General features: G+C 64.2%; 18 protein-coding genes. 10 read left to right on the forward strand and 8 right to left on the reverse strand.

Annotated features, from left to right (window positions below):
• Positions 1 to 3 precede the first annotated feature (3 nt).
• Positions 4 to 981, reverse strand: coding sequence for a DUF1616 domain-containing protein (locus OPC11_RS13345; RefSeq protein WP_264782211.1), 978 nt, complete (start codon positions 979 to 981; stop codon positions 4 to 6).
• Positions 982 to 1,226: 245 nt separating this feature from the next.
• On the opposite strand from OPC11_RS13345, the gene OPC11_RS13350 reads away from it, so the two are divergent.
• From OPC11_RS13350 to OPC11_RS13370, 5 genes are all read left to right on the forward strand, one after another.
• Positions 1,227 to 1,925 (forward strand): hypothetical protein, encoded by a 699-nt coding sequence (locus OPC11_RS13350; protein WP_264782212.1) that lies wholly within the window; start codon positions 1,227 to 1,229, stop codon positions 1,923 to 1,925.
• A gap of 66 nt (positions 1,926 to 1,991) precedes the next feature.
• Positions 1,992 to 3,749: a spermidine synthase gene (locus OPC11_RS13355; protein WP_264782213.1), complete on the forward strand. Its 1,758-nt coding sequence runs from the start codon at positions 1,992 to 1,994 to the stop codon at positions 3,747 to 3,749.
• Between the two features lie 2 nt (positions 3,750 to 3,751).
• Positions 3,752 to 4,282: a hypothetical protein gene (locus tag OPC11_RS13360; RefSeq protein WP_264782214.1), complete on the forward strand. Its 531-nt coding sequence runs from the start codon at positions 3,752 to 3,754 to the stop codon at positions 4,280 to 4,282.
• A gap of 6 nt (positions 4,283 to 4,288) precedes the next feature.
• Complete coding sequence (locus OPC11_RS13365) at positions 4,289 to 5,248, forward strand: hypothetical protein (RefSeq protein ID WP_264782215.1); 960 nt, start codon at positions 4,289 to 4,291, stop codon at positions 5,246 to 5,248.
• 144 nt (positions 5,249 to 5,392) lie between these two features.
• A complete protein-coding gene (locus tag OPC11_RS13370) occupies positions 5,393 to 7,699 on the forward strand; it encodes a pentapeptide repeat-containing protein (RefSeq protein ID WP_264782216.1) in 2,307 nt (768 codons plus the stop codon).
• A gap of 42 nt (positions 7,700 to 7,741) precedes the next feature.
• Here OPC11_RS13370 and OPC11_RS13375 read toward each other — a convergent pair whose 3' ends face one another.
• The gene (locus tag OPC11_RS13375) at positions 7,742 to 9,400 is read right to left on the reverse strand and encodes a cation:proton antiporter (protein ID WP_264782217.1); all 1,659 of its coding nucleotides are present in this window, start codon (positions 9,398 to 9,400) and stop codon (positions 7,742 to 7,744) included.
• 97 nt (positions 9,401 to 9,497) lie between these two features.
• Between OPC11_RS13375 and OPC11_RS13380 the strand changes: the two genes are divergently transcribed.
• On the forward strand, positions 9,498 to 9,791 hold the full coding sequence (locus tag OPC11_RS13380; RefSeq protein ID WP_264782218.1) for a ubiquitin-like small modifier protein 1: 294 nt from the start codon (positions 9,498 to 9,500) through the stop codon (positions 9,789 to 9,791).
• A 101-nt stretch (positions 9,792 to 9,892) separates the two neighbouring features.
• Here the strand turns inward: OPC11_RS13380 and OPC11_RS13385 are convergent, their stop codons facing one another.
• Positions 9,893 to 11,200, reverse strand: coding sequence for an acetamidase/formamidase family protein (locus OPC11_RS13385; RefSeq protein ID WP_264782219.1), 1,308 nt, complete (start codon positions 11,198 to 11,200; stop codon positions 9,893 to 9,895).
• A 145-nt stretch (positions 11,201 to 11,345) separates the two neighbouring features.
• Here OPC11_RS13385 and OPC11_RS13390 point away from each other — a divergent pair, with 145 nt between their 5' ends.
• Positions 11,346 to 12,233, forward strand: coding sequence for a universal stress protein (locus tag OPC11_RS13390; protein ID WP_264782220.1), 888 nt, complete (start codon positions 11,346 to 11,348; stop codon positions 12,231 to 12,233).
• Between the two features lie 40 nt (positions 12,234 to 12,273).
• Positions 12,274 to 12,888, forward strand: coding sequence for a SagB/ThcOx family dehydrogenase (locus tag OPC11_RS13395; protein WP_264782221.1), 615 nt, complete (start codon positions 12,274 to 12,276; stop codon positions 12,886 to 12,888).
• 28 nt (positions 12,889 to 12,916) lie between these two features.
• Here the strand turns inward: OPC11_RS13395 and rtcA are convergent, their stop codons facing one another.
• The 5 genes from rtcA to OPC11_RS13420 form a co-directional block, all read right to left on the reverse strand.
• On the reverse strand, positions 12,917 to 13,951 hold the full coding sequence (gene rtcA / locus OPC11_RS13400; RefSeq protein WP_264782222.1) for an RNA 3'-terminal phosphate cyclase: 1,035 nt from the start codon (positions 13,949 to 13,951) through the stop codon (positions 12,917 to 12,919).
• A gap of 143 nt (positions 13,952 to 14,094) precedes the next feature.
• Positions 14,095 to 14,688 (reverse strand): plastocyanin/azurin family copper-binding protein, encoded by a 594-nt coding sequence (locus OPC11_RS13405; RefSeq protein ID WP_264782223.1) that lies wholly within the window; start codon positions 14,686 to 14,688, stop codon positions 14,095 to 14,097.
• Between the two features lie 68 nt (positions 14,689 to 14,756).
• Positions 14,757 to 15,293 carry a DUF1684 domain-containing protein gene (locus OPC11_RS13410; protein WP_264782224.1) on the reverse strand — a complete coding sequence of 179 codons (537 nt, stop codon included), beginning with the start codon at positions 15,291 to 15,293 and terminating at the stop codon, positions 14,757 to 14,759.
• A gap of 234 nt (positions 15,294 to 15,527) precedes the next feature.
• The gene (locus OPC11_RS13415; protein ID WP_007980964.1) at positions 15,528 to 15,911 is read right to left on the reverse strand and encodes a DsrE family protein; all 384 of its coding nucleotides are present in this window, start codon (positions 15,909 to 15,911) and stop codon (positions 15,528 to 15,530) included.
• Positions 15,912 to 15,917: 6 nt separating this feature from the next.
• Entirely contained in the window at positions 15,918 to 16,160 is a 243-nt protein-coding gene (locus OPC11_RS13420; protein ID WP_007980965.1) for a sulfurtransferase TusA family protein, read from the reverse strand.
• A 205-nt stretch (positions 16,161 to 16,365) separates the two neighbouring features.
• Here OPC11_RS13420 and OPC11_RS13425 point away from each other — a divergent pair, with 205 nt between their 5' ends.
• Together OPC11_RS13425 and OPC11_RS13430 are read left to right on the forward strand one after the other, a co-directional pair.
• Complete coding sequence (locus tag OPC11_RS13425; protein WP_264782225.1) at positions 16,366 to 17,538, forward strand: MBL fold metallo-hydrolase; 1,173 nt, start codon at positions 16,366 to 16,368, stop codon at positions 17,536 to 17,538.
• Between the two features lie 197 nt (positions 17,539 to 17,735).
• Entirely contained in the window at positions 17,736 to 18,860 is a 1,125-nt protein-coding gene (locus OPC11_RS13430) for an MBL fold metallo-hydrolase (protein WP_007980967.1), read from the forward strand.
• Positions 18,861 to 18,969 lie beyond the last annotated feature (109 nt).

Genomic DNA, 18,969 nt, shown 5'->3' on the forward strand with positions numbered 1-18,969 from the left:
CGACTACCCCCGTCCCCGCGTCGTTTCGGAGCGGTTCGCAGTCTGAGTCGCCCAGAGGTGAATCTCCTGATCCGCGTTCTCGACGGTCGGCGTCGGCGGCACGGCCCCCTCGTACAGCAGGAACACGACGCGCTGATGGGGACCGCCGACCGACGACGGAACGGCGTACGGGATGGTGCGACTATCGCCAGCGTCGAGCGTGATGCGGCGCGTCGTGAGGGTCCGCCGCGTTCGAATCGACATCGGGTCGTTCGGTCGGACGCGCTGGTGTTGCACGACGACCGTGTAGCGAACCCGACGGTGTTCGTGGTTTTCGATGCCAATACTGCCGTCGAAATCGGGGGCCGCGACACCCGCGGACGGGACGGCCGTGGACGAGTTTCCGGTGCTGAGATAGAACTCGGTGTACGATTCCGTCCGCCCGAGTCCGCCGAGCGCCGTGCCGATGCTGACGAGCGCGGCGACGAGGAGCAAGACCAACACGACGTTCAGCACGCTGTCGAGACGCGTTTCCGCCCTCCGAATCCGGAACCGGCGGAGCGTGCGCTTCGGGGACGGGAAGCCGACGGAGCGGCGCTCGGGGCGCCGACGCGCGGCCGCGGCCACCGAGACGAGGAGGGTGAACCCGGCGGTCGAGAACAGCACCGGAACGGGTCGGATGCCGACGCCCGACCCGTCGAGACCCAGCGCGACCGCCGCGACGACGAGCACGCTCGCCACGACGGAGAACCCGACGCGCTCGAACCCGTCGAGTCGCGCGTCGGCGGTCGTTCCGTCCCCGGGCGGAAACAGCGCGGAAAGCAGGACGTAGCCAGGGAAGAAGAGAACGAGGGGAAGCGTCAGAACGAGTCGAATCGGTTGAGCACCGATGAAAGGGACGAACGGCGACCCGGCCGCGAGAACCGAACACACGTCCACCGCGACGAGGTCGGCCGATGACCGAAGGTCGAACCCGGACGTCGACGTGGACGTATCACTCATTCACCAAGCGGACGACAGCCGTCGTCAAGAATCCTTCTGAAAATCCGACACATATCTCCGTGCGAACAACGGCTGATTTTACCGGCTGAATCGACGGGACCACGCGATACGACCGGTCAGAGTCGGAAAATCGGCCGAACAGCGGAGAAGCTGCACGTTTTCCCGAACGATGAGGACCGTAGTCATAAACTAAACCACAAGATAGATTATAGAGTTGTCTAATTTCTATAGCTGAATAGAAAACTATGCGCCGTCGTCAATTCGTCCTCGCCTCCGGAATCGGAGCAGTTGCCGCGTTGAGTGGATGCCTCGGTAGCGACTCCTCCCCCCCTCCACGGAAATCGAGCGTCATCACGAACTTCGAGATGCAATCCGGGTCGCTCGTCATCGACCTCGTCGACGACCCCTGGCTCATGTCCCGGTACGACGGGAATCAGGGGTCCGCCGGGATGTTGAGCCCCGTCGGACTCGCCAGCGCCAAAGGCAAGAACGGCGGTGGCGGCGGCCGGGGTGCGACCGGTCGCGGCTCGGGGAGCTACTCGTCCGCCCCGCGAACCGGCCACGGCTACGCGTGGTATCACGGCGGCGGCTACGCCGACGACTGGTACGACGACCACGACGACGAGGTGACCAGGTATCAGGTCGCAATCGCCACGCTCGGTATCGCCTACCTCGGCAGCACCGCGCAAATGCAGGACGACGCGCCGGACGCCGGGGCGGTCCCGTGGGACAAGACGTTCCAGAATCCGAGCGGCACCGTCGAATACGACGTTTCGGGTCGAAGCGACTTCTCGCGTGACGGCTGGTATCGCGTCGGTGCGAACGTCATGGACGCCGACAGCAATCACGACTTCCGCTGGGAGTGTTTCGACCTCGAAATCGACAGTGGCGTCGGCGATGGGTTCAGCATCGACGAAGAGTGGAAAGTGTCGCCGCGCATCTGAACGCGTCCGCGGTCCGCAACACGGCTAGCAACGGAAACGCAATGGAACCCCACATCCCCGCGATACATGGCTAAGAGGCGAACCGGAACGACGACGTTCCTCGTACTCACGTTCGTCGTGTCGTTCTGTAGCTTCGTCTACGAGTTCGTCTACTCCGAACTGCTGACGGTGATGTACGGCGAGACGGTGACCCAGTATGTCATCACCGTCGGACTGTACTTCTTCAGCCTCGGCATCGGTGCCGCGCTCTCCGACGACCTGAATCCCGACTCTCACGGCGGGAACTTCTTCCGGACGGAAGTGTTCCTCGCCGCCGTCGCCCCGGCGGGATTCCTGCTCGTCATCGGCCTCAACAGCGTGCGTATTCCCCCGGCCGTCCCGGCGGAACTGCTCTGGGTCGTCGCGCGTCTCCCCGTCGTCGCCGTCGGATTCCTCTCCGGGTTCGAACTCCCCCTGTTGACGCACATGGTGGACGAACTCGGAGACGACGGGGAAGCGGCCCCCGCGTGGCTCCGTCGCCTCGGCGGACGGGTACACGGGAGCGTCATCGCCGTCCTCCGTCTCTTCTGGGACGTAGAGCGCAAGACGGGAACGCGGAGCGGCCTCTCGGTCGTGTTGGCGATGGATTACGTCGGCGGCCTCGCCGGTGCGGTGCTGTACGCCAGAGTGCTCTATCCCGGCTGGGGACTCATCCCGACGATATTCGTCCTCGCGCTGCTCAACGCGGTCGCGGCGCTCGTCTTCATCGTCCGCTTCGGCGAGTGGTCGTGGACGCCGCTCGACGTTCGAGCGCCGCTCGTCCGTCGGGTTCCGAAGGTGCTCCTCGTCGTCTGCCTGCTGTTGACCGTCTCGTACGGCGGCGTCGTCGCAAAGCACGACGCGGCGGACGAACGGCTTTCGGAGCTCTACCTCGAACAACACATCGAAAACGAGTATCAGCCGGGCGCGATGCGGGCCCAGGTCGTCTCGCAGGAGACGACGCCGTACCAGCACGTCATCCGGTACAAGCGCACGTGGACCGGTGCCGGACCGAATCCGTACTTCACCGGCGACACCGAACGGTGTCTCCGGCTCGGTTCCGCGATACAGATGTGCGATAGCTGGGCGGACAGCTATCACAACGGGTTGGTCGACGTCCCGATGTCGATGTTCGAACGCGGCCCGGAGACGAAGGTGCTCGTCGTCGGCGGCGGCGATTGGGTCGCCATCGACCACCTCCGGAAGTACGACGTCACCGTCGACCAGGTGGACCTCGACGCCGAGTTCATGAACCGGACGAAAAACGACCCGTTCTTCAGCCGATGGCACCACGACTCCTACGAGTACGAGCGGCTGAACACGACCATCGCCGACGGCTACCAGTACCTCCGGAAGACAGACGAGCGGTACGACCTCGTGCTCCTCGACATCCCCGGAGCGACGAACGACGACCTGCTCAAACTCTACTCGAAGGAGTTCTACGGTTCGGTGCGTCGCCACCTCACCTCGGACGGCGTGCTGGTGACGTGGACGTATTCGGCCGACAGCTACCCCGAACACCACAAGGCGTTCGTCAACACGGTCGGTGCCGCCGGGTTCACCCGCCAACTGCCGTACTGGGCGTGGGAGGACATCGACAGCGACGGCGAGACCGAACGCATCGAGCGATTTTACGTGCTCGCACCCGGCGACCGACGGCCGCTCGGCGTCGAAAACGGAACCGCGTACGTGAATCGATACGCCGACCGGTACCGCGACCGCCGCTGGCAACCGGTGCCCCACTACCGCGGCGTCCGGGTGAACACCATCTTCCACCCGAACTACGACATCCTCATCGACACCTAACCATGCCCTCCAACACGCACGACACGGACCACACGCCCACGACGCTGTACTTCGGGTACACCAGCGACGCGCCCGACCTCGCGTCGCTCGACGTGAAGACCGTCCATCCCGACACGCTGCTCGGCCGCCCGGCGGTGTTCACCGTCATCGGCGAGTCACACTACGTCGGCCTCCCTGAACTCGGGTTCCACGAACTCTGTTCGTGTACGTCAATCACCTCGGAGACGGCGCACGAGACGCCGCTTTCGACCGCCGTCGAGCGCGAGTTCCGGTTCGACGGCGAGCGCGTCGGCGCGACGACGGTCGTCGAAGGACGACCCATGAGCGCGTTTCCCGGCCCGAACGCGGCGACGGTCGCCTACCGATTCGGTCCCGACGCGTGGACCACGATTCTGGTCGGCGACGCCGGATACGAGACGTACCACACCTACCCGGAACACGACCTCGCCCTCTACACCGAGACGGAACTGATTCGACAGCACGAACCACCCGCGACACCGGCCGGTGCCGCGAATCCACACCCAACGGAGTGACACACGATGGCAAACAACCAGACGCAGACGACGTACAGTGGAGATATCACGCTCAACGGCTCGAACAGACCCCCGGTCGAACTCCGGGACCCCGGCGACGTGTTCGTGGCGAGCGATAGCGTCGGCGGCGATTTCGACGTTCGCAACGCGGAGTACGTCTTCACCCACCACGCCGTCGATGGCGACGGCGACGTCGCGGACGCGGAAACGACGATTCGGGGGGACATCGAGGACGGCTACGTCGAGCGCGCCGACGGCGACGTTCGAATCATCGACGCGGAGGACGTGTTCATCGCCGCCGATGCGGTCGATGGCGGGTTCTCGGCCCCCGGCGCGGAGAACGTCTATTCAGACGGCGTGTCGCCGACGGCGACGCCGGACGAGTACGACGTTTCGACGCTCGGCTGGCAGCAGTCGGGGAGCGCGAGCGATCCGTCGGTCGGCGTCTACGCGGTCGGCATGGAACACGAAATCGAAGTGACGGGGGCGCGGACCGACCTCGAACTCTACCTCGTCGGGCACGGCCACGACGTGACGGTCACGGGACGGAGCGCCGACCTCGCGGTCCACTTCGTCGGCTACGACAACACCGTCCACGTCGGTCCGTATCTCACGACCGACGTCGTTTCGGACGCTGGATTCGACAACGAAATCGACGCCGAACCGTATCCCACCGAGGACCTCATCGAGATGTCCCGGAGCGAAGCCTACTCGAACGCGGGATTCGGCCGGAGAAAAGTGACGTTCCAGGTTCCGGCGGACGACGACGAGGAGTGGTGTCCCAACTGCGGGGCGGCGGCCGACGCCATCATCGAGCGACACCAGATGGAGGCGTTCTTCCTGTTCGGCAGACCCGTGCGGACGTACGACCGGAGCACCAACCCGGCGCGCGAGTGCGAACACTGCTCTCCGAACGCGGTTCACGCCGAACTGTCGCCGGAAGAACGACGCTCGATCCTGGATTGAAGCGCGCGTTCTACATAAACTATATATCTAATGCCTAATAAATGAAGGAAGTACGAACCATCCGCCCCGTCTCGGCCGACGGTCCGCGGGGCGGGACACGGACGCTACACAGTTATGTCGAGAAATGAGCCACAACCGGCCTTGATGTCGTCAACGACCTGTCGATACACGTTCGACCCGGCGACGCAGACGGACGCGCAACTCCAGACCACGTGGGAGTGCCCGCACGAGGCCCACTCGGAAAGCGAATACTGCGTGTTCCACATGAGCCGGAACGAGCGCGCGACACACGACGTCACGGCCGACGATATCGTCGAAGTCCTCCGGTCGAACCTCCAATCGGCGGACACCCGCGTCAACGAGTACGTCGGGGCGGACCTGCCCCACCTCTCGCTCACGTATCAGGACGTCAACGGAACGACGAACCACGTCCTCAACTTCCAGCACGCGAGCATCGACGGACTGGATTTGACCCACGGACGCCTCGACCAAGGACTCATCCTCCGCGAGGCGAGCATCGGTCGTCTCAAGTTCGAGGATTCGGTCGTCACGGGCACCGTCGATGCGAGAGAGCTGACGGTGCGGGAGAACGTCACGACGGACGAGGCGACGTTCGAACAGGACGTGCGGTTCGAGGGTGCCGTGTTTCAGGGCGACGTCGACTGCGACGAGACGGTGTTTCGCTCGGACACGAGTTTCGCGGACGCGACGTTCAACGGCGTCGCGCACTTCCGCAACGTCGAAACCAGCGGCAGCAGCCACGTCCTCGACGACCACATCTCGTTCGCGGACGCGACGTTCCGCGACGACGCGAGTTTCCGACAGGCGACGTTCGATTACGTCACGTTCGAAGGGGCTGAGTTCACCGCCGGGTCCGACTTCGAACACGTCAACTTCAGCGGCGACGCCCGCTTCGACGGCGTGACGTTCCACCGGATGGCCGACTTCGACGAAGCGCGGTTCGACGACGACGTGAGTTTCACCGACGTTCGCTTCATGCAGTTGGCCGAATTCCGCGGCGTCGAGTTCAACGGCGGCAGTCGGACGACGAACGACGACGTGACGTTCGAAGGGGCGACCTTCGAGGGCGAAGCGGACTTCAAACTCGCGCGCTTCCGGTTTTCGGACTTCGAGGGGACGACGTTCAAACGCTCGGTCAACTTCGACCGCGCGACGTTTCGAGCGCGCACCGACTGCCAACGCCTTCAGGTCGCCGGGGAGATTCAGCTCGACGGAGCGGTGTTCGAACAGGAGGTCGATTTCACCGAAAGCACCGTCGGCGACGATATCGTCGCCGTCGAAACCGAGTTCAAGGGGGACGCGACGTTCGAACGCGTCGCGTTCAATGGCCGCGCGCGGTTCGACGAAGCGCGGTTCAACGAGGATGCGAGTTTCCGCGGCGCGACATTCGACGGCCCGGCGGAATTTCGCGGGGCGGTGTTCGAAGGCGAGGCGCGCCACATGGAGGAGAACGCGTCGTTCAAGGAGGCGACGTTCCGCGACGACGCGGAGTTCGAGGCGGCGAACTTCACCAACGTCTCGTTCTGGGACGCGACGTTCCACGGGTCCTGTGACTTCCGCCGCGCGGTCGTCCACGAGACGGCGAACTTCCGCCTGCTCGGCGGCGACCGCGAGACGTACATCGACTTCACCGACGCAACGGTCAACGGCGGGACCATCACGCAGGTCGGCAGCAACGCGATTCCGTACGATTTCACGCGCGCGACCGTCGGCAGCGTCCAACTGGACGGCGAGGGGAACGAACACGAACTCCTCGACCACTTCCGGTTCTGCCTCACCGACTTCGATCACTTCGATTTCAGCAACCACCACGTGTACCTCGAACGCAACGACTGGACGATTCACGATTTCGTCGGGAACAGCGCCACCGGCCAGTTCGCCGTCGAGATGAACAACGAGATAATCGAGGAGACGTACCGGAAGGCACAGGAAAGCGCCGATGCGGTCGGCGATACGCCGACGAGCAGGGAGTTCGAGTTCAAACACTACTACTACAACCGCAAGAAGAACCTCGACATCATCCTCAACGAGTACTCGCTGAACACGTGGGCGCGGGGCAAGAAGGCCGCGAGCGTCACGCTCAACTTCTTCATGCAGATAACCTGCGGTTACGGGAACCGACTGCCGCGAATCGCCGCGCTCACCTTCCTCCTGCCCGCGCTGTTCGGCGTCCTCTACGCGCTCGGCGGGCCGTTCCTGACGCAGGCGGGCAGCGTCTTCCACCCGGCGGAGGTCGGGAAGTCGTCACCGGAAATCCTCTTCGACACCGTGTACTACAGTTACATCAGCTTCAGCACGGTGGGCTACGGGGACATCAACCCGCTCGGGCACGTGGCGCGGGTGCTCGCCGCGAGTCAGGGGATGTTGAACGGGTTGTTCTTCACCCTCCTCACGTTCACGCTGTTCAAGCGCGTCCTCGGCGGCAACTGATGCAGGGTCGGGGGAGCGCTCGACGCGGGGTCGGCCCGCGGGTCACGTTTCGTCGTGACTCTCGTCCTCGGTTTCGAGCGCGTACTGGCTGTCGTCGATGTGTTCGAGCCGCCGTTCCGTCTCTTCGAGGAGCCGATTGCCGACCTCGGTGCTGACGATGCCCCGTTCCATCGCCGCCTTGATGCCGACGATTTCGTATCGAACGACCTCGGCTTCCGCGGTGAGTCCCTCCTTCTCTCGCAGATGTGGATGTTCGTCGAGCAGCGTCGAGATAGCGCGATTCAACCGCCGTTTCTGGGACGTGTATCGCGTGTCGATGTTTTCGTATATCTCCGCGGAGATGTCGTCCCGTTCGTGGAGTTCTTCGGCACCCGCGAGGGCGGCGTTGACGCCGTGCAACCGCCCCATGAGGAGTTCGTACCGGCGTTCGGCCGCGGAGGTGATGACGATTCCGAGTCGCTCGATGAGCCGTCCCATCGTCAGGCCGTTGACGACGAGGGTGACCGCGGCCACGCCGAACACGATCGCGGAGAGTTCCTCCCGGAGGGCGACCGGAAGACTCCGCGGCAGGCCGAGGACGAGCGCGATAGGGACGGAGGCGTGGATGCCGCTCCAGACGATAACGTGCTGGTACGACCGGGGAATCGTGCTCGTGAATCGCCTGTTCAGCAACGCGACGAGCGGGTAGACGACGACCGCCCGCGCCAGAAAGACGAGGACGACGGCGACCAGAATCTCACCGGCGTACCGTTCGAGCAGGTCGAGCGGGGTTGCGACGCCGATGGCGACGAAGATGACGGTGTTCGCGATGAACGCCGCGCTCGCCCAGACCGTTCCGAGCGTCAGCCGCGTTCGCGCGCTCACCGCGTCACGGGTTCCGTGCGTGCCGACGACGAGACCGGCACCCAGCACGGCGATGACGCCGCTGACGTCGAGGTGCTCCGCGAGGACGTACACGCCGTACGCGAGGACGACGGTGAAGACGATTCCCGTCATCGGTTGGTCCACGAGGATGAGGAGACGATAGGCGACGTACCCAGCGACCAGGCCGATGAACGCGCCGCCGACCATCGCGATGACGATGCCGAACCCGACGTCCCTGACGACGAGCGAGGGTGTGATCAGCTCGGTGGCGGTGACGTCTCGAACGCGTGCTTCGAGTAGGACGGAGAGGAGGACGGAGTACAGCACGATGCCGACGCCGTCGTTCAGAATGCTCTCCCCTTCGGTGAGCACCGACAGCCGTTCCGGTGCGCCGAGGTCCTCGAACAGGGCGACGACCGAAACGGGGTCGGTCGGCATCGCAATCGCACCGAGAAGAAGGGCGACGGCCACGGAGAGTCCGAGCAGTTGCGAACCGACGAGGCCGACGATGGCGACCGACACGACGAGGCCGACGACTGCGAGCACCAAAATCGGAACGACGTCCTCGCGTAGCTGTTCGGTGTCGATGTTCATCGCGCTTTGAAATATCAACGTGGGCAGGATGACGAGCAGAATGAGTTGGTTCGAGAGCGGCGTCGTCAGCGGAAGGTCGAGAACGGAGACGGCCAACCCCGCCAGAACGAGGCCGACGGTGTACGGGATGCGAACGATTTTCGTCGTGAACGTCCCGACGACTCCCGCGATGACGAACACGGCGAGAAGCGTGAAAAGATGCGATTCGAGACTCCCCGCCGCCTGAATCCCCCCGGAAACCATCGTCCGGGAAACACGTTCTTCAGGGGGTTAACTATGGGTGGACAAACCGACTTTCGACGGCGGTGCGCATTTCCGCCACGTTCCCGTAGGGGACGACATGCGACTCACCGTGTACGGCCCGCTTCGGAGCGCGACGGGCGAAAAGACGGTTTCGATGGCGTTCGACGGAGGGACCGTCGAGGACGCGCTCGCCGCCTTCGTCGAGCGATACCCCCGAGCGGAGACCCAGTTGTTCGACGACGACGGGAGCCTCCGAACCAGCGCTCGCATCTCCGTGAACGGGGAGCGGGTCGAGGTAGACGATGCGTGCCCGGCCGACGCGGAAGTGACGGTGTTTCCTGCCGTACAGGGCGGACGTACCGATGGACAGGGTAGACCTACCGACGGATAAGGTGAACCGACCGACGGAGCGTCGAGAGACGAATTCCGTTTCACGGGAGAGCCCCGGACGAATCGCGGAAAATCGAAGAACACTCGGAAGTAGGAGAGCGCTCAGCGGTCGTACTGTGCGCGAACCAGGTCGGCGAGGCCGCGCTCTTCGAGGCGGTCCATCGGCGCGAGCATCGTCAGTTGAACGACGCCGGGAAGGCGTCCGATTTCGACGCCGCCGGTGAACGTACACCGAGCGCGCACCTCCCCTTCGGTCATGTCGAGGAGCGCACCCGCGCGTTCGAAGGCGTTGTCCGTCGCGTCGTTGATTGTCGCGCCGCTGCCGACGACCTGTATCGGTCCCGTCTCGGCTATCGCTTCGACGTCGTACTCGTCGGCGAGGCGTTCGCCGCGTTCCATCTCCCGGTCCGTGTAGGGTTTGCTGATGTACGGCAGGTCCTCCTCGTTCGGCAACAGAAGCGGGCCGTCGATGTCGAGGCCGTTGATGACTTCGACTTCGAACTCGGCCCGTCCGCTCACGTCCGTCGTGTGAAGCGAGAGTTCGCCGTCGCCCTGATTCGCGTGCATGTCGCCGACGTACACGCCGCCGCCGTCGATTTTGACGGGGCAGACGAGGACGGCACCCTCGCGGACGGCGTTGATGTCCATGTGGCCGTCGGTGCGCTCCGCGAGTTCGTCCTCGTCGGCGAGTCCCCAGTCGTGATCCGCGCCGATGAGGAACTGGCCGAAGTCGCCCGCGTTGTGGGAGTCCGGCATCTCGATGGGCGGCGTCGTCCCGACGTTCCCGATGAACGGGCGGAGGTGACCGAGCGTCCCCGGCATCTCCGACGGTTCGTAGAGGAGGATGGGGTGCTGGCGGGAGTGTTCGGGCAGCGCCATCGCCTCGTCGGCCCGGTGCGCCAAGTCGTCGGCACCCTCCTCGCCGACGGTGAGTCCCACCGTCCGGTCGTCGTCGAAGGCGACCGTGTACCCGTACTCGAAGCCGAACGAGGAGGCGTTCGCGCCGCACTCGGCGCACTTTATCGACTCCTCGCCCGTCCCCTCGACGATGCTCTCGGGCCACTTCGTCCCGCACTCCGGGCACACGTGGTCCACGAAGGGGTCGTCGCCGAACGCGCCCTCACGTTCGCGCATGCTGCCGGTGCTGGTGGCGATGCTCGTCACCTCGATGTTCTTGATTTTCAACGCGATGGCGTCGCCGACTTCGGCGTTCTCGACGCGAATCGGTCGGGTAACTTCGTGGCCCCCTCTGAACTCGGGCGTTATCATCGGCCCCCAACACGCCGGTGGCGTGTGTGTTTTGATAGTTCCCCCGTCCGCGACGGTGCCCGCCCACTCCTGGTCCGGTCCCACGAGACCGAGCGTGTACCGGTCGACCGCGAGTTCTTGCTGGACTTCTTGCTGTGCCATGGTCGTCCGCTAGAGAGGGGCGGGATTATCTTAAACAATCGTGTGACTGTTCGGTCGGCGGCGCGACGAAATCAGCGCGCCGGGAACCGGTGTCGGCAATCAGTTAAGTCGGCTCGGAGTGACGGACAGAGGTGAGCGACGGTCCATGTACGATGACATACTCATTCCGACCGACGGCAGTCGAGGTGCCACCGCGGGTGCCCGCCACGGGTTGAACCTCGCACGCGCGTTCGATTCCCGAGTGCACCTGTTGAGCGTCGTCGACGAGCGCGCGTACAGCGCGCGACTCGTCGATATCGACCGGGATATTCGAGAACACAGGGAGGCGCTTGAAGACCGCGCCGAGGAGGCGCTCGACGAACTGGCGGACCTCGCCGCCGATGCGAACGTGCAGTCCGAGCGCGTTGTCGAACACGGAATCCCCTCCGAGGCGATTCGGTCCTTCGTCGACGACCGGGATATCGACCTCGTTTCCATGGGGACGCACGGCCGAACGGGTCTCGACCGGTATCTGCTCGGCAGCGTCACCGAACGCGTGATTCGAACGAGCGACGTTCCGGTCCTCACCTCCCGAGAGGCGGCGGAAAACGAGCGGAGTTACGACGCGATTTTGCTCCCGACCGACGGCAGCGATGCGGCCGCCGGTGCGGTCGAGCACGGACTCGCAATCGCGGAGCGCTACGGGGCCACCGTCCACGCGCTCTCGGTGGTCGACGTGCGACAATTGACCGGCATGTACGAGACGGATTCGTGGACGCCGCGGCTGTTGGACGTCGTTGAAGAGGCACGCGAGCGGTCGGTCGAGGGGGTCGCCGAACGAGCGAAAGACCGCGGACTCGACGTCGTAACGCACGTCGAACACGGTATACCGTCGAGCGTGATTCGGGAGTACGTCCCGGAGCAGGATATCGACCTCGTGGCGATGGGGACGCACGGCCGAACGGGTCTCGACCGGTATCTCATCGGCAGCGTCACGGAGCGGACCATCCGAACGAGCGACGTGCCGGTGCTCACGGTCCACCATCGGGAGTGACGGACGAGGCTATTTCCGCACGCGTCCCGAACAGCGTTCGATGAGTTCCATCACACTTCCCGAACCCGAGCTAGATGGGACGGTCAGCGTCGACCGCGCCATCGCGCGGCGGGCAAGTCGGCGGTCGTTCGGCGCGGCACCCGTGTCGCGGGAGGACGCGTCGCGCGTCCTGTGGGCGGCGCAAGGCGTGACGCACACGAGGGACGGCATCGAGATGCGCGCCGCACCGAGCGCCGGGGCCACCTATCCGCTCACCCTCTTTCTGGACGTCGGTCCCGACGGGGCGAAGGCGCTCCCGCCCGGCGTTTTCCGGTACGACCCGCCGAGCCACTCCCTCGAACGGATACGCGATACCTCCGTTCGGTCGGCACTCACGAGCGCGGCGGGCGGGCAGGCGGTCGTGCGGGACGCCCCCGCGGTGCTCGTCGTCACCGCCGATTTCGAGCGAACGAGACGGGAGTACCCCGACCACGGGACTCGGTACGTGTACATGGAGGCCGGACACGTCGCCGAAAACGTCCAGCTCGTGTGCGAGGCGCACGACTTGTGTACCTGTCCCGTCGGCGCGTTTTCCGACGAGAGTGTAAAGAGGACTCTCGATTTACCCGCCGAACTCGACCCGGTGTACCTGTTGCCGTTCGGTCATCGGCGGTGAACGAGCGGGGGGACTGTGCTGTCCCACATCAGGTCCGCACGGCGGGATGCGGCGACGCTTCGAGCAGAATCGTACCGTCATCACGGCGGGTGAGGGACATATCGCTCCCGAACTTCTCGATGACGGCCAGGTTCGTTCGGACGTGTGCGGTGACGGTCGGAATACGGACGGTTCCGCCGACGAGCGCGAGGACGGTCATCACCTGGTCTGCCATGTACTCGTCCACTGGAGCGCCGCCGGCGTGGAACTCTTCGAACCGGCGGAACGCGTCGTCCGCGACTTCCTCCGAGGTTCGCCCTCGTTCGCCCACCGAATCGAATCCGGCGAGCGACCGGTCGTACACCGCGGACAACAACAGCGACGAGCCGAGCGAACGGGTGGAGACGTATTCCACGCGCCGTATTTCGGGCGCACAGCCCGCGTCGGCGAGCCGTTTCCGCGCGCGTTCCGCCTGTCGCTCCGCGACCATCCGGTCCGAGAGTTCCGTCGCCGCTTTCGAACGGATTTCGACCCGTTCGAGTTCGCCACGGCGCTCGATTTCCAGCGGCGAGAGCGCCCCCGGAGTCGTCCGCAGTATCGCCTCCCCGCCGCCCGCGGGATAGAAGCCGGTTTTCGTACAGTCTCCGTCAGCATCGAGCCCACACCGGGCGAGAAGCGGTAGTTTCACGCGTCGGAAGTACGCCACCGTCGGTGCCCACTTCACGTCGGTGCCGCCGCCGGCGGTCATCCGGAACGGTTCGTCGGCGGCCATCGCTATCGGGAGCACGGTGTCGAAGAGAAGCGTGATGCTCCCCGCGGTGCCGATGTCCACGGCCATCGGGTCGAAGCGAACGGTACCCGGTCGGAAAGTCAGCGCCGACGAGTCGAGTCGTGCGCCCGCGACGTCGGCGGCGCAGATGGTCGCCATGATATCGGCCGCGGTGACGTGCTGTGGTTTGAGGCCGGGATTCGGACGGGACCCCCGAACGTCGGTCATTCGAAACGACGTTTCGGTGACGGCCGAGAGGCTAAGCGCCGTTCGTAGCAGTTGACCGCCACCGACGGTACCATCTATCTCTATCATGCGTGGGCCGGAACGGGCATTCGGGACGAATCGAAACGGCGTCCTTCCCAGAATCCTCGCAATTCAACCACTTGAAGGTGGGTCCCGGTATCGGGTCCGTGTCGGCGGTGCTCGCGGGAACCGACCGCTCGGAAACGACGGTCTCAGGACTCGCCGTAGTCCCCGCCGTACTTCAGGAAGAAGTATCCTATCCCGAGCGTGAACGCCAGTGCGCCGGTCGTGGCGAGACCGAGCGTCTTCGCGTCGTTCGATATCGCGGGTTCCGACGGCCCTGACGCGGCACCGACCGTGATGGAACCGGTCATGCCAGCGCTCTTGTGCGGCACGCAGTAGTACTCGTAGTCCCCTTCCGTGTTGAACGTGTGAGAGTAGGTGTAGCCGGTGTTGTACAGCTTGCTCTGACCACCCGGCGTGCCATCCCAGTTGCCGCCGTCGGGTTGGCTTTCGACGAAGATGTTGTGGTTGTCCGAATCCCACACGAACTCCAAGGTCGTTCCCGGCGATATCGTCATCGAATCAGGGTCGAAGATGAGGTCCCCGCCGGGACCCACTTGGACCGTCTGCGTCGGGCCGCCGCCGCCACCTCCGCTCGCGTTTCCGCCGCTCTGGTTTCCGCCGCTCTCGTTCTGTGCTGCCGCCGTTCCGGACGCTCCGGTCGCCCCGGCCGCCACGACCCCCGTGGAACCGAAGAGAAATCCGCGCCGAGTGACCGATGTGTCCCCCTCCTCCCCCGTCATGAATACTCCTTCGGTGGGCTGACTACTGAATGCTTTGGCGCGCTCGGGAAAAACGACGACCGTTCCCGTCAGTGCTCGTCGAAGCGTTCGCCCGCTTCGATGGAAACGTCCAACCAGTTCTCCATCGGAACGAGGGGACACTCGTAGGCTTCGGAGTACGCACAGAACGGGCTGTACGCGCGGTTGAAGTCGAGAATCCATTTCCCGTCGGCGGTGCGGTCCTCGGATTCGAGGTCGAGGTACCGACCCGCCGGATACGTTTCCTCTCCGTTCGTCTCGTCGCGGAACGGAACCCACAGCCGTTCTTCTCCCTGTTCCGCCTTGAAAGCGGTCAGCGTACACTCCGTTCCGCCGACGGTAAAGCGGAACTCGCCCCATCGGAGATATCCCTGTGCACCGTCCTGCGTCGTCTCGACGGTGATCTCCTCGTGGCCATCGAACACGGCCAGTTCGAGTTCGAACCGTAGGTCCTCGTCCGGCGGGTAGTAGTCGAGACCGTCGAAGGACTCGCGCTCGGCGACGGGAATCGGCGAGCGAGGGTGCTTTGCGAAGAACTCGTCCTTTTCCTCCCGCTCTTGCTCCAGTTCCGCGGTCCAGTCGGCCATACCAGTGGGTACGGGCGCGGGACAGTTAAAATCGAAGAAATCGGAGGTCTTCGAAGGAGGTGGAAGCGCTTCGAAGCGCCATCCCGTCCGGCGTCGGTCGGTGGAAGTATATGGCACGCTTCGAGCGACCGACCGACATCGAGGGTGGGGGTTGAGGGAGTGGGGTCGGGGGGAATCGACGGGACGCGCTGCGCCGTCCGAGGTGAGTGTGTAGGTGAGGTGGTCGGTTCGTCGTTAGAACGTGAACACCTGGTCCGCGTCCTCGACCTCTTCGAGGAACGTCGCCGCGCCAGCGAACTTGGTGGTGAGAGAGTCGTCTATCGCGTCCTTGTCCCACTGGAGCATGTCGAGCGTCGTCGTGCAGGCGACGGTCGTAACGAGGTCGCCGCCGTCGGAGACGAGCATGTCGAGGAGGTCGTAGGGGTTCGGCATTCCGGCGTCGAGCAGGTCCTCGATTTCGGAGAGGTCCTGTTCGCCTTCGAGAAGGTGAGACAGTCCGTCGAAGGTGAAGTAGACGAGGACTTCGGTTTCGGACGCGATTGCCGTGTGTCCGAGGTTGACCGCCATTGCGAGACTTTTCGGGCTGTCATTGTCGACGATGATTCCGATTTTATCCATAGATATTCACTCCGTTTTGCGGACGTAGTGTTTGTACACGTCGTCGCCTTCCTGTTGGTCGAAGAGTTCGACGCCATCGGTCGTGTCGGCCCAGCCACCGAGGTCGCTCATGCTGCCGGGGTCCGTAGCGAGTACTTCGAGGACTTCCCCTTCGGAGAGCTGGTCGATACTCTGCTTCGTTTTGACGACGGGCATCGGGCAGTTCTGCCCCTTCACATCGAGTGTTTCCGTGATTTCGTACTCGGTCATAGTATTGACGTCATCACCCAATACTGGATGGGGTATGAAAAACGTATCGATAGTAGTTCACGCCTCGGGCACAACCATTTTGCCCCATACACGCACGATAGGCACATACACCCCTTGAAGGAAGTGTTAGAGCTGATAGTATTGTGTAGTATGCGGATAACCATGAAAAGCCTTATTTGGTAGCGGGAGATAGACGAGAGTGACAATGTCCGAAGCAACCACCGACGAACCGGTCGCAGCGACCACTCCCGAAGAACTCAAAGACCGCATCGACGCGGGCGAGGACGTCTTTATCCTCGACGCGCGTTCCGAGGGCGACTTCGAGGAGTGGCACATCGATGGGGAGACCGTCAGCATCGTCAACTACCCCTACTTCGAACTGCTGGACGGCATCCCGGAGGACCTCCACGACGACCTCCCGAACGACCAGCGCATCACCGTCCTCTGTGCGAAAGGTGGCTCCAGCGAACTCGTCGCGGAACACCTCGAAGACGACGGCTACGACGTCGAACACCTCGAACGCGGCATGAAGGGATGGGCGCGCATCTACGAGTACACGGAACTCGACGTGGACGTCGACGCGACCATCGCACAGTACCGACGGCCGTCGAGCGGCTGTCTCGCCTACCTCGTCGTCTCCGACGGCGAAGCCGCGGTCGTCGACCCCCTCCGCGCGTTCTCGCAGGAGTACATCCAGGACGCACGCGTGTTCGGCGCGGACCTGAAGTACGCCATCGACACGCACGTTCACGCGGACCACATCTCCGGGATTCGTGACGTCGCGGCGGCGACCGACGCGAAAGCGGTGCTCCCGAAGCCCGCGGTGGACCGCGGCGTCGAGTACGACCAGCCCTTCGAAACCGTTCGAGACGGCGACTCGCTCACCGTCGGCGACGTCGAAATCGAGGTCGTTCACACGCCCGGCCACACGAGCGGAATGACCGCGTACCACGTGGGCGACGTGCTGTTCACCGGCGACGGCCTGTTCACGGAGAGCGTCGCGCGCCCGGACCTCGAAGACCCCGAGGCGGCGAAGAACGCCGCGAAAATCCTCTACGAGAGCCTCAACGAGAAGGTCCTGCCGCTGTCGGACGACACGGCTATCGCGCCCGCCCACTTCAGCGACGCGGCGACGCCGAACGACGACGGCACGTACACAGCGGAACTCGGCGACCTCACGGAGCGCATGGACGCGCTCACGATGGACGAAGACGAGTTCGTCGATTTCATCGTCGCTGACATGCCGCCGCGACCGGCGAACTACGAGGACATCATCGCCACGAACCTCGGTCAGCAGGACCCCGACGACGAGGAAGCCTTCGAACTCGAACTCGGCCCCAACAACTGCGCGGCCAGCGAAGAAGCGCTCACCAACTAAAACCGAAGACCACGCTTACCACCGGACGGTCGCCGCGATTCCGAACGAAACGCGGCCCCGTCCGGAACCTCATTCCTCTCAAACCCCGGTTCTCCCTTCCGTTTCGCTCCGTTCCACAGCACACCGGTAGCCGACGGACCGCGTGTCTCACCGATGCCATTGCGTTTAAGTCGATAGAGAAAATAGTATTGTATGAGATGAGCAATACTAACTTCGAGCCGTCCACGGTCGCACGACGCGTACAGGACGACGACGCCGAGGACCTGTACGTCCTCGACGTTCGACGGGAAGAAGACTACGAGGAGTGGCGGATTCCGGACAGTACGAACCTACCCATCTACGACGAACTCCTCGAATTCGATTACTCCTCGCTCGAAGACAATCTCGACGAGATTCCCGAAGACGAGGAGATAGCCATCGTCTGCGTCGGCGGAATCACGTCGGCGCGCGCCGCCGAGTTCCTCCGGGAGCACGGCTACGACGCCGAATCCATCGAGGACGGAATGAACGGCTGGGGGCGCGTCCACCGTCAGTACGACCTCGACGTGGCGGATGGCGTCGTTCAGGTCGTCCGTCCCGGAACGGGGTGCGTTTCCTACCTCGTCCACGACGAGGACGAGGCCGTCGTCGTGGACCCGACCCAGTACATCGACGAGTACCTGACGGTCGCGGACGAGCGGGACCTCGATATCGTCGGCGTCGCGGACACGCACGCGCACGCGGACCACGTTTCCGGCGCACGACGGCTCTCCGGCGAACTCGACGTTCCGTACTACCTCCACGACGACGACGCGGGCGAACTCGAAGAAGTGGTCGAACTCGAAGATGGCGACGAGATTTCCGTCGGCGACCGCTCCCTCGACGTCGTGTACACGCCCGGCCACACGCCGGGGAGCGTCTCCTTCGAATTCGGCGACGCGCTCCTCTCGGGGGACACGCTGTTCCTCCGGAGCGTCGGTCGGCCGGACCTCGAAGACGGGGCCGAGGACGCCGTTCGTGAGGCCGCGAGCGAACTGTTCGACAGCCTCGACCGCCTCACCGACCGCGACGACGAGACGCTCGTCCTCCCCGGTCACTTCAGCGACGAGGAGATGCGCCCGCTCGCCACGAGCCTCGAAAACCTGCAGGAGGAGACGACCAACGAACTCCTCAGCTACGTCGAGGCCGACGACGAGACGGCCTTCGTCGAGACCATCGTCGAGAGCCTCGCCGACGAACCCGCGAACTACAACGAGATAAAGCAGATCAACTGGGGGAAAGAACAACCCGGCGGCGACGTCGAGTCCCTCGAACTGGGACCGAACAACTGCGCCGCGAACTAACGAACAGCGGTTCTGTCGGTCGGTGACGAGCGGACAAGGAGAGTAGATGGCGTCGGTCAGTGGCGAACGGAGAGTAGACGACGCTCGTCGCCGCTCTCAAGGTACATGA

This window comes from Haladaptatus sp. T7, assembly GCF_026008575.1.
In the GTDB taxonomy this organism is placed as follows: domain Archaea; phylum Halobacteriota; class Halobacteria; order Halobacteriales; family Haladaptataceae; genus Haladaptatus; species Haladaptatus paucihalophilus.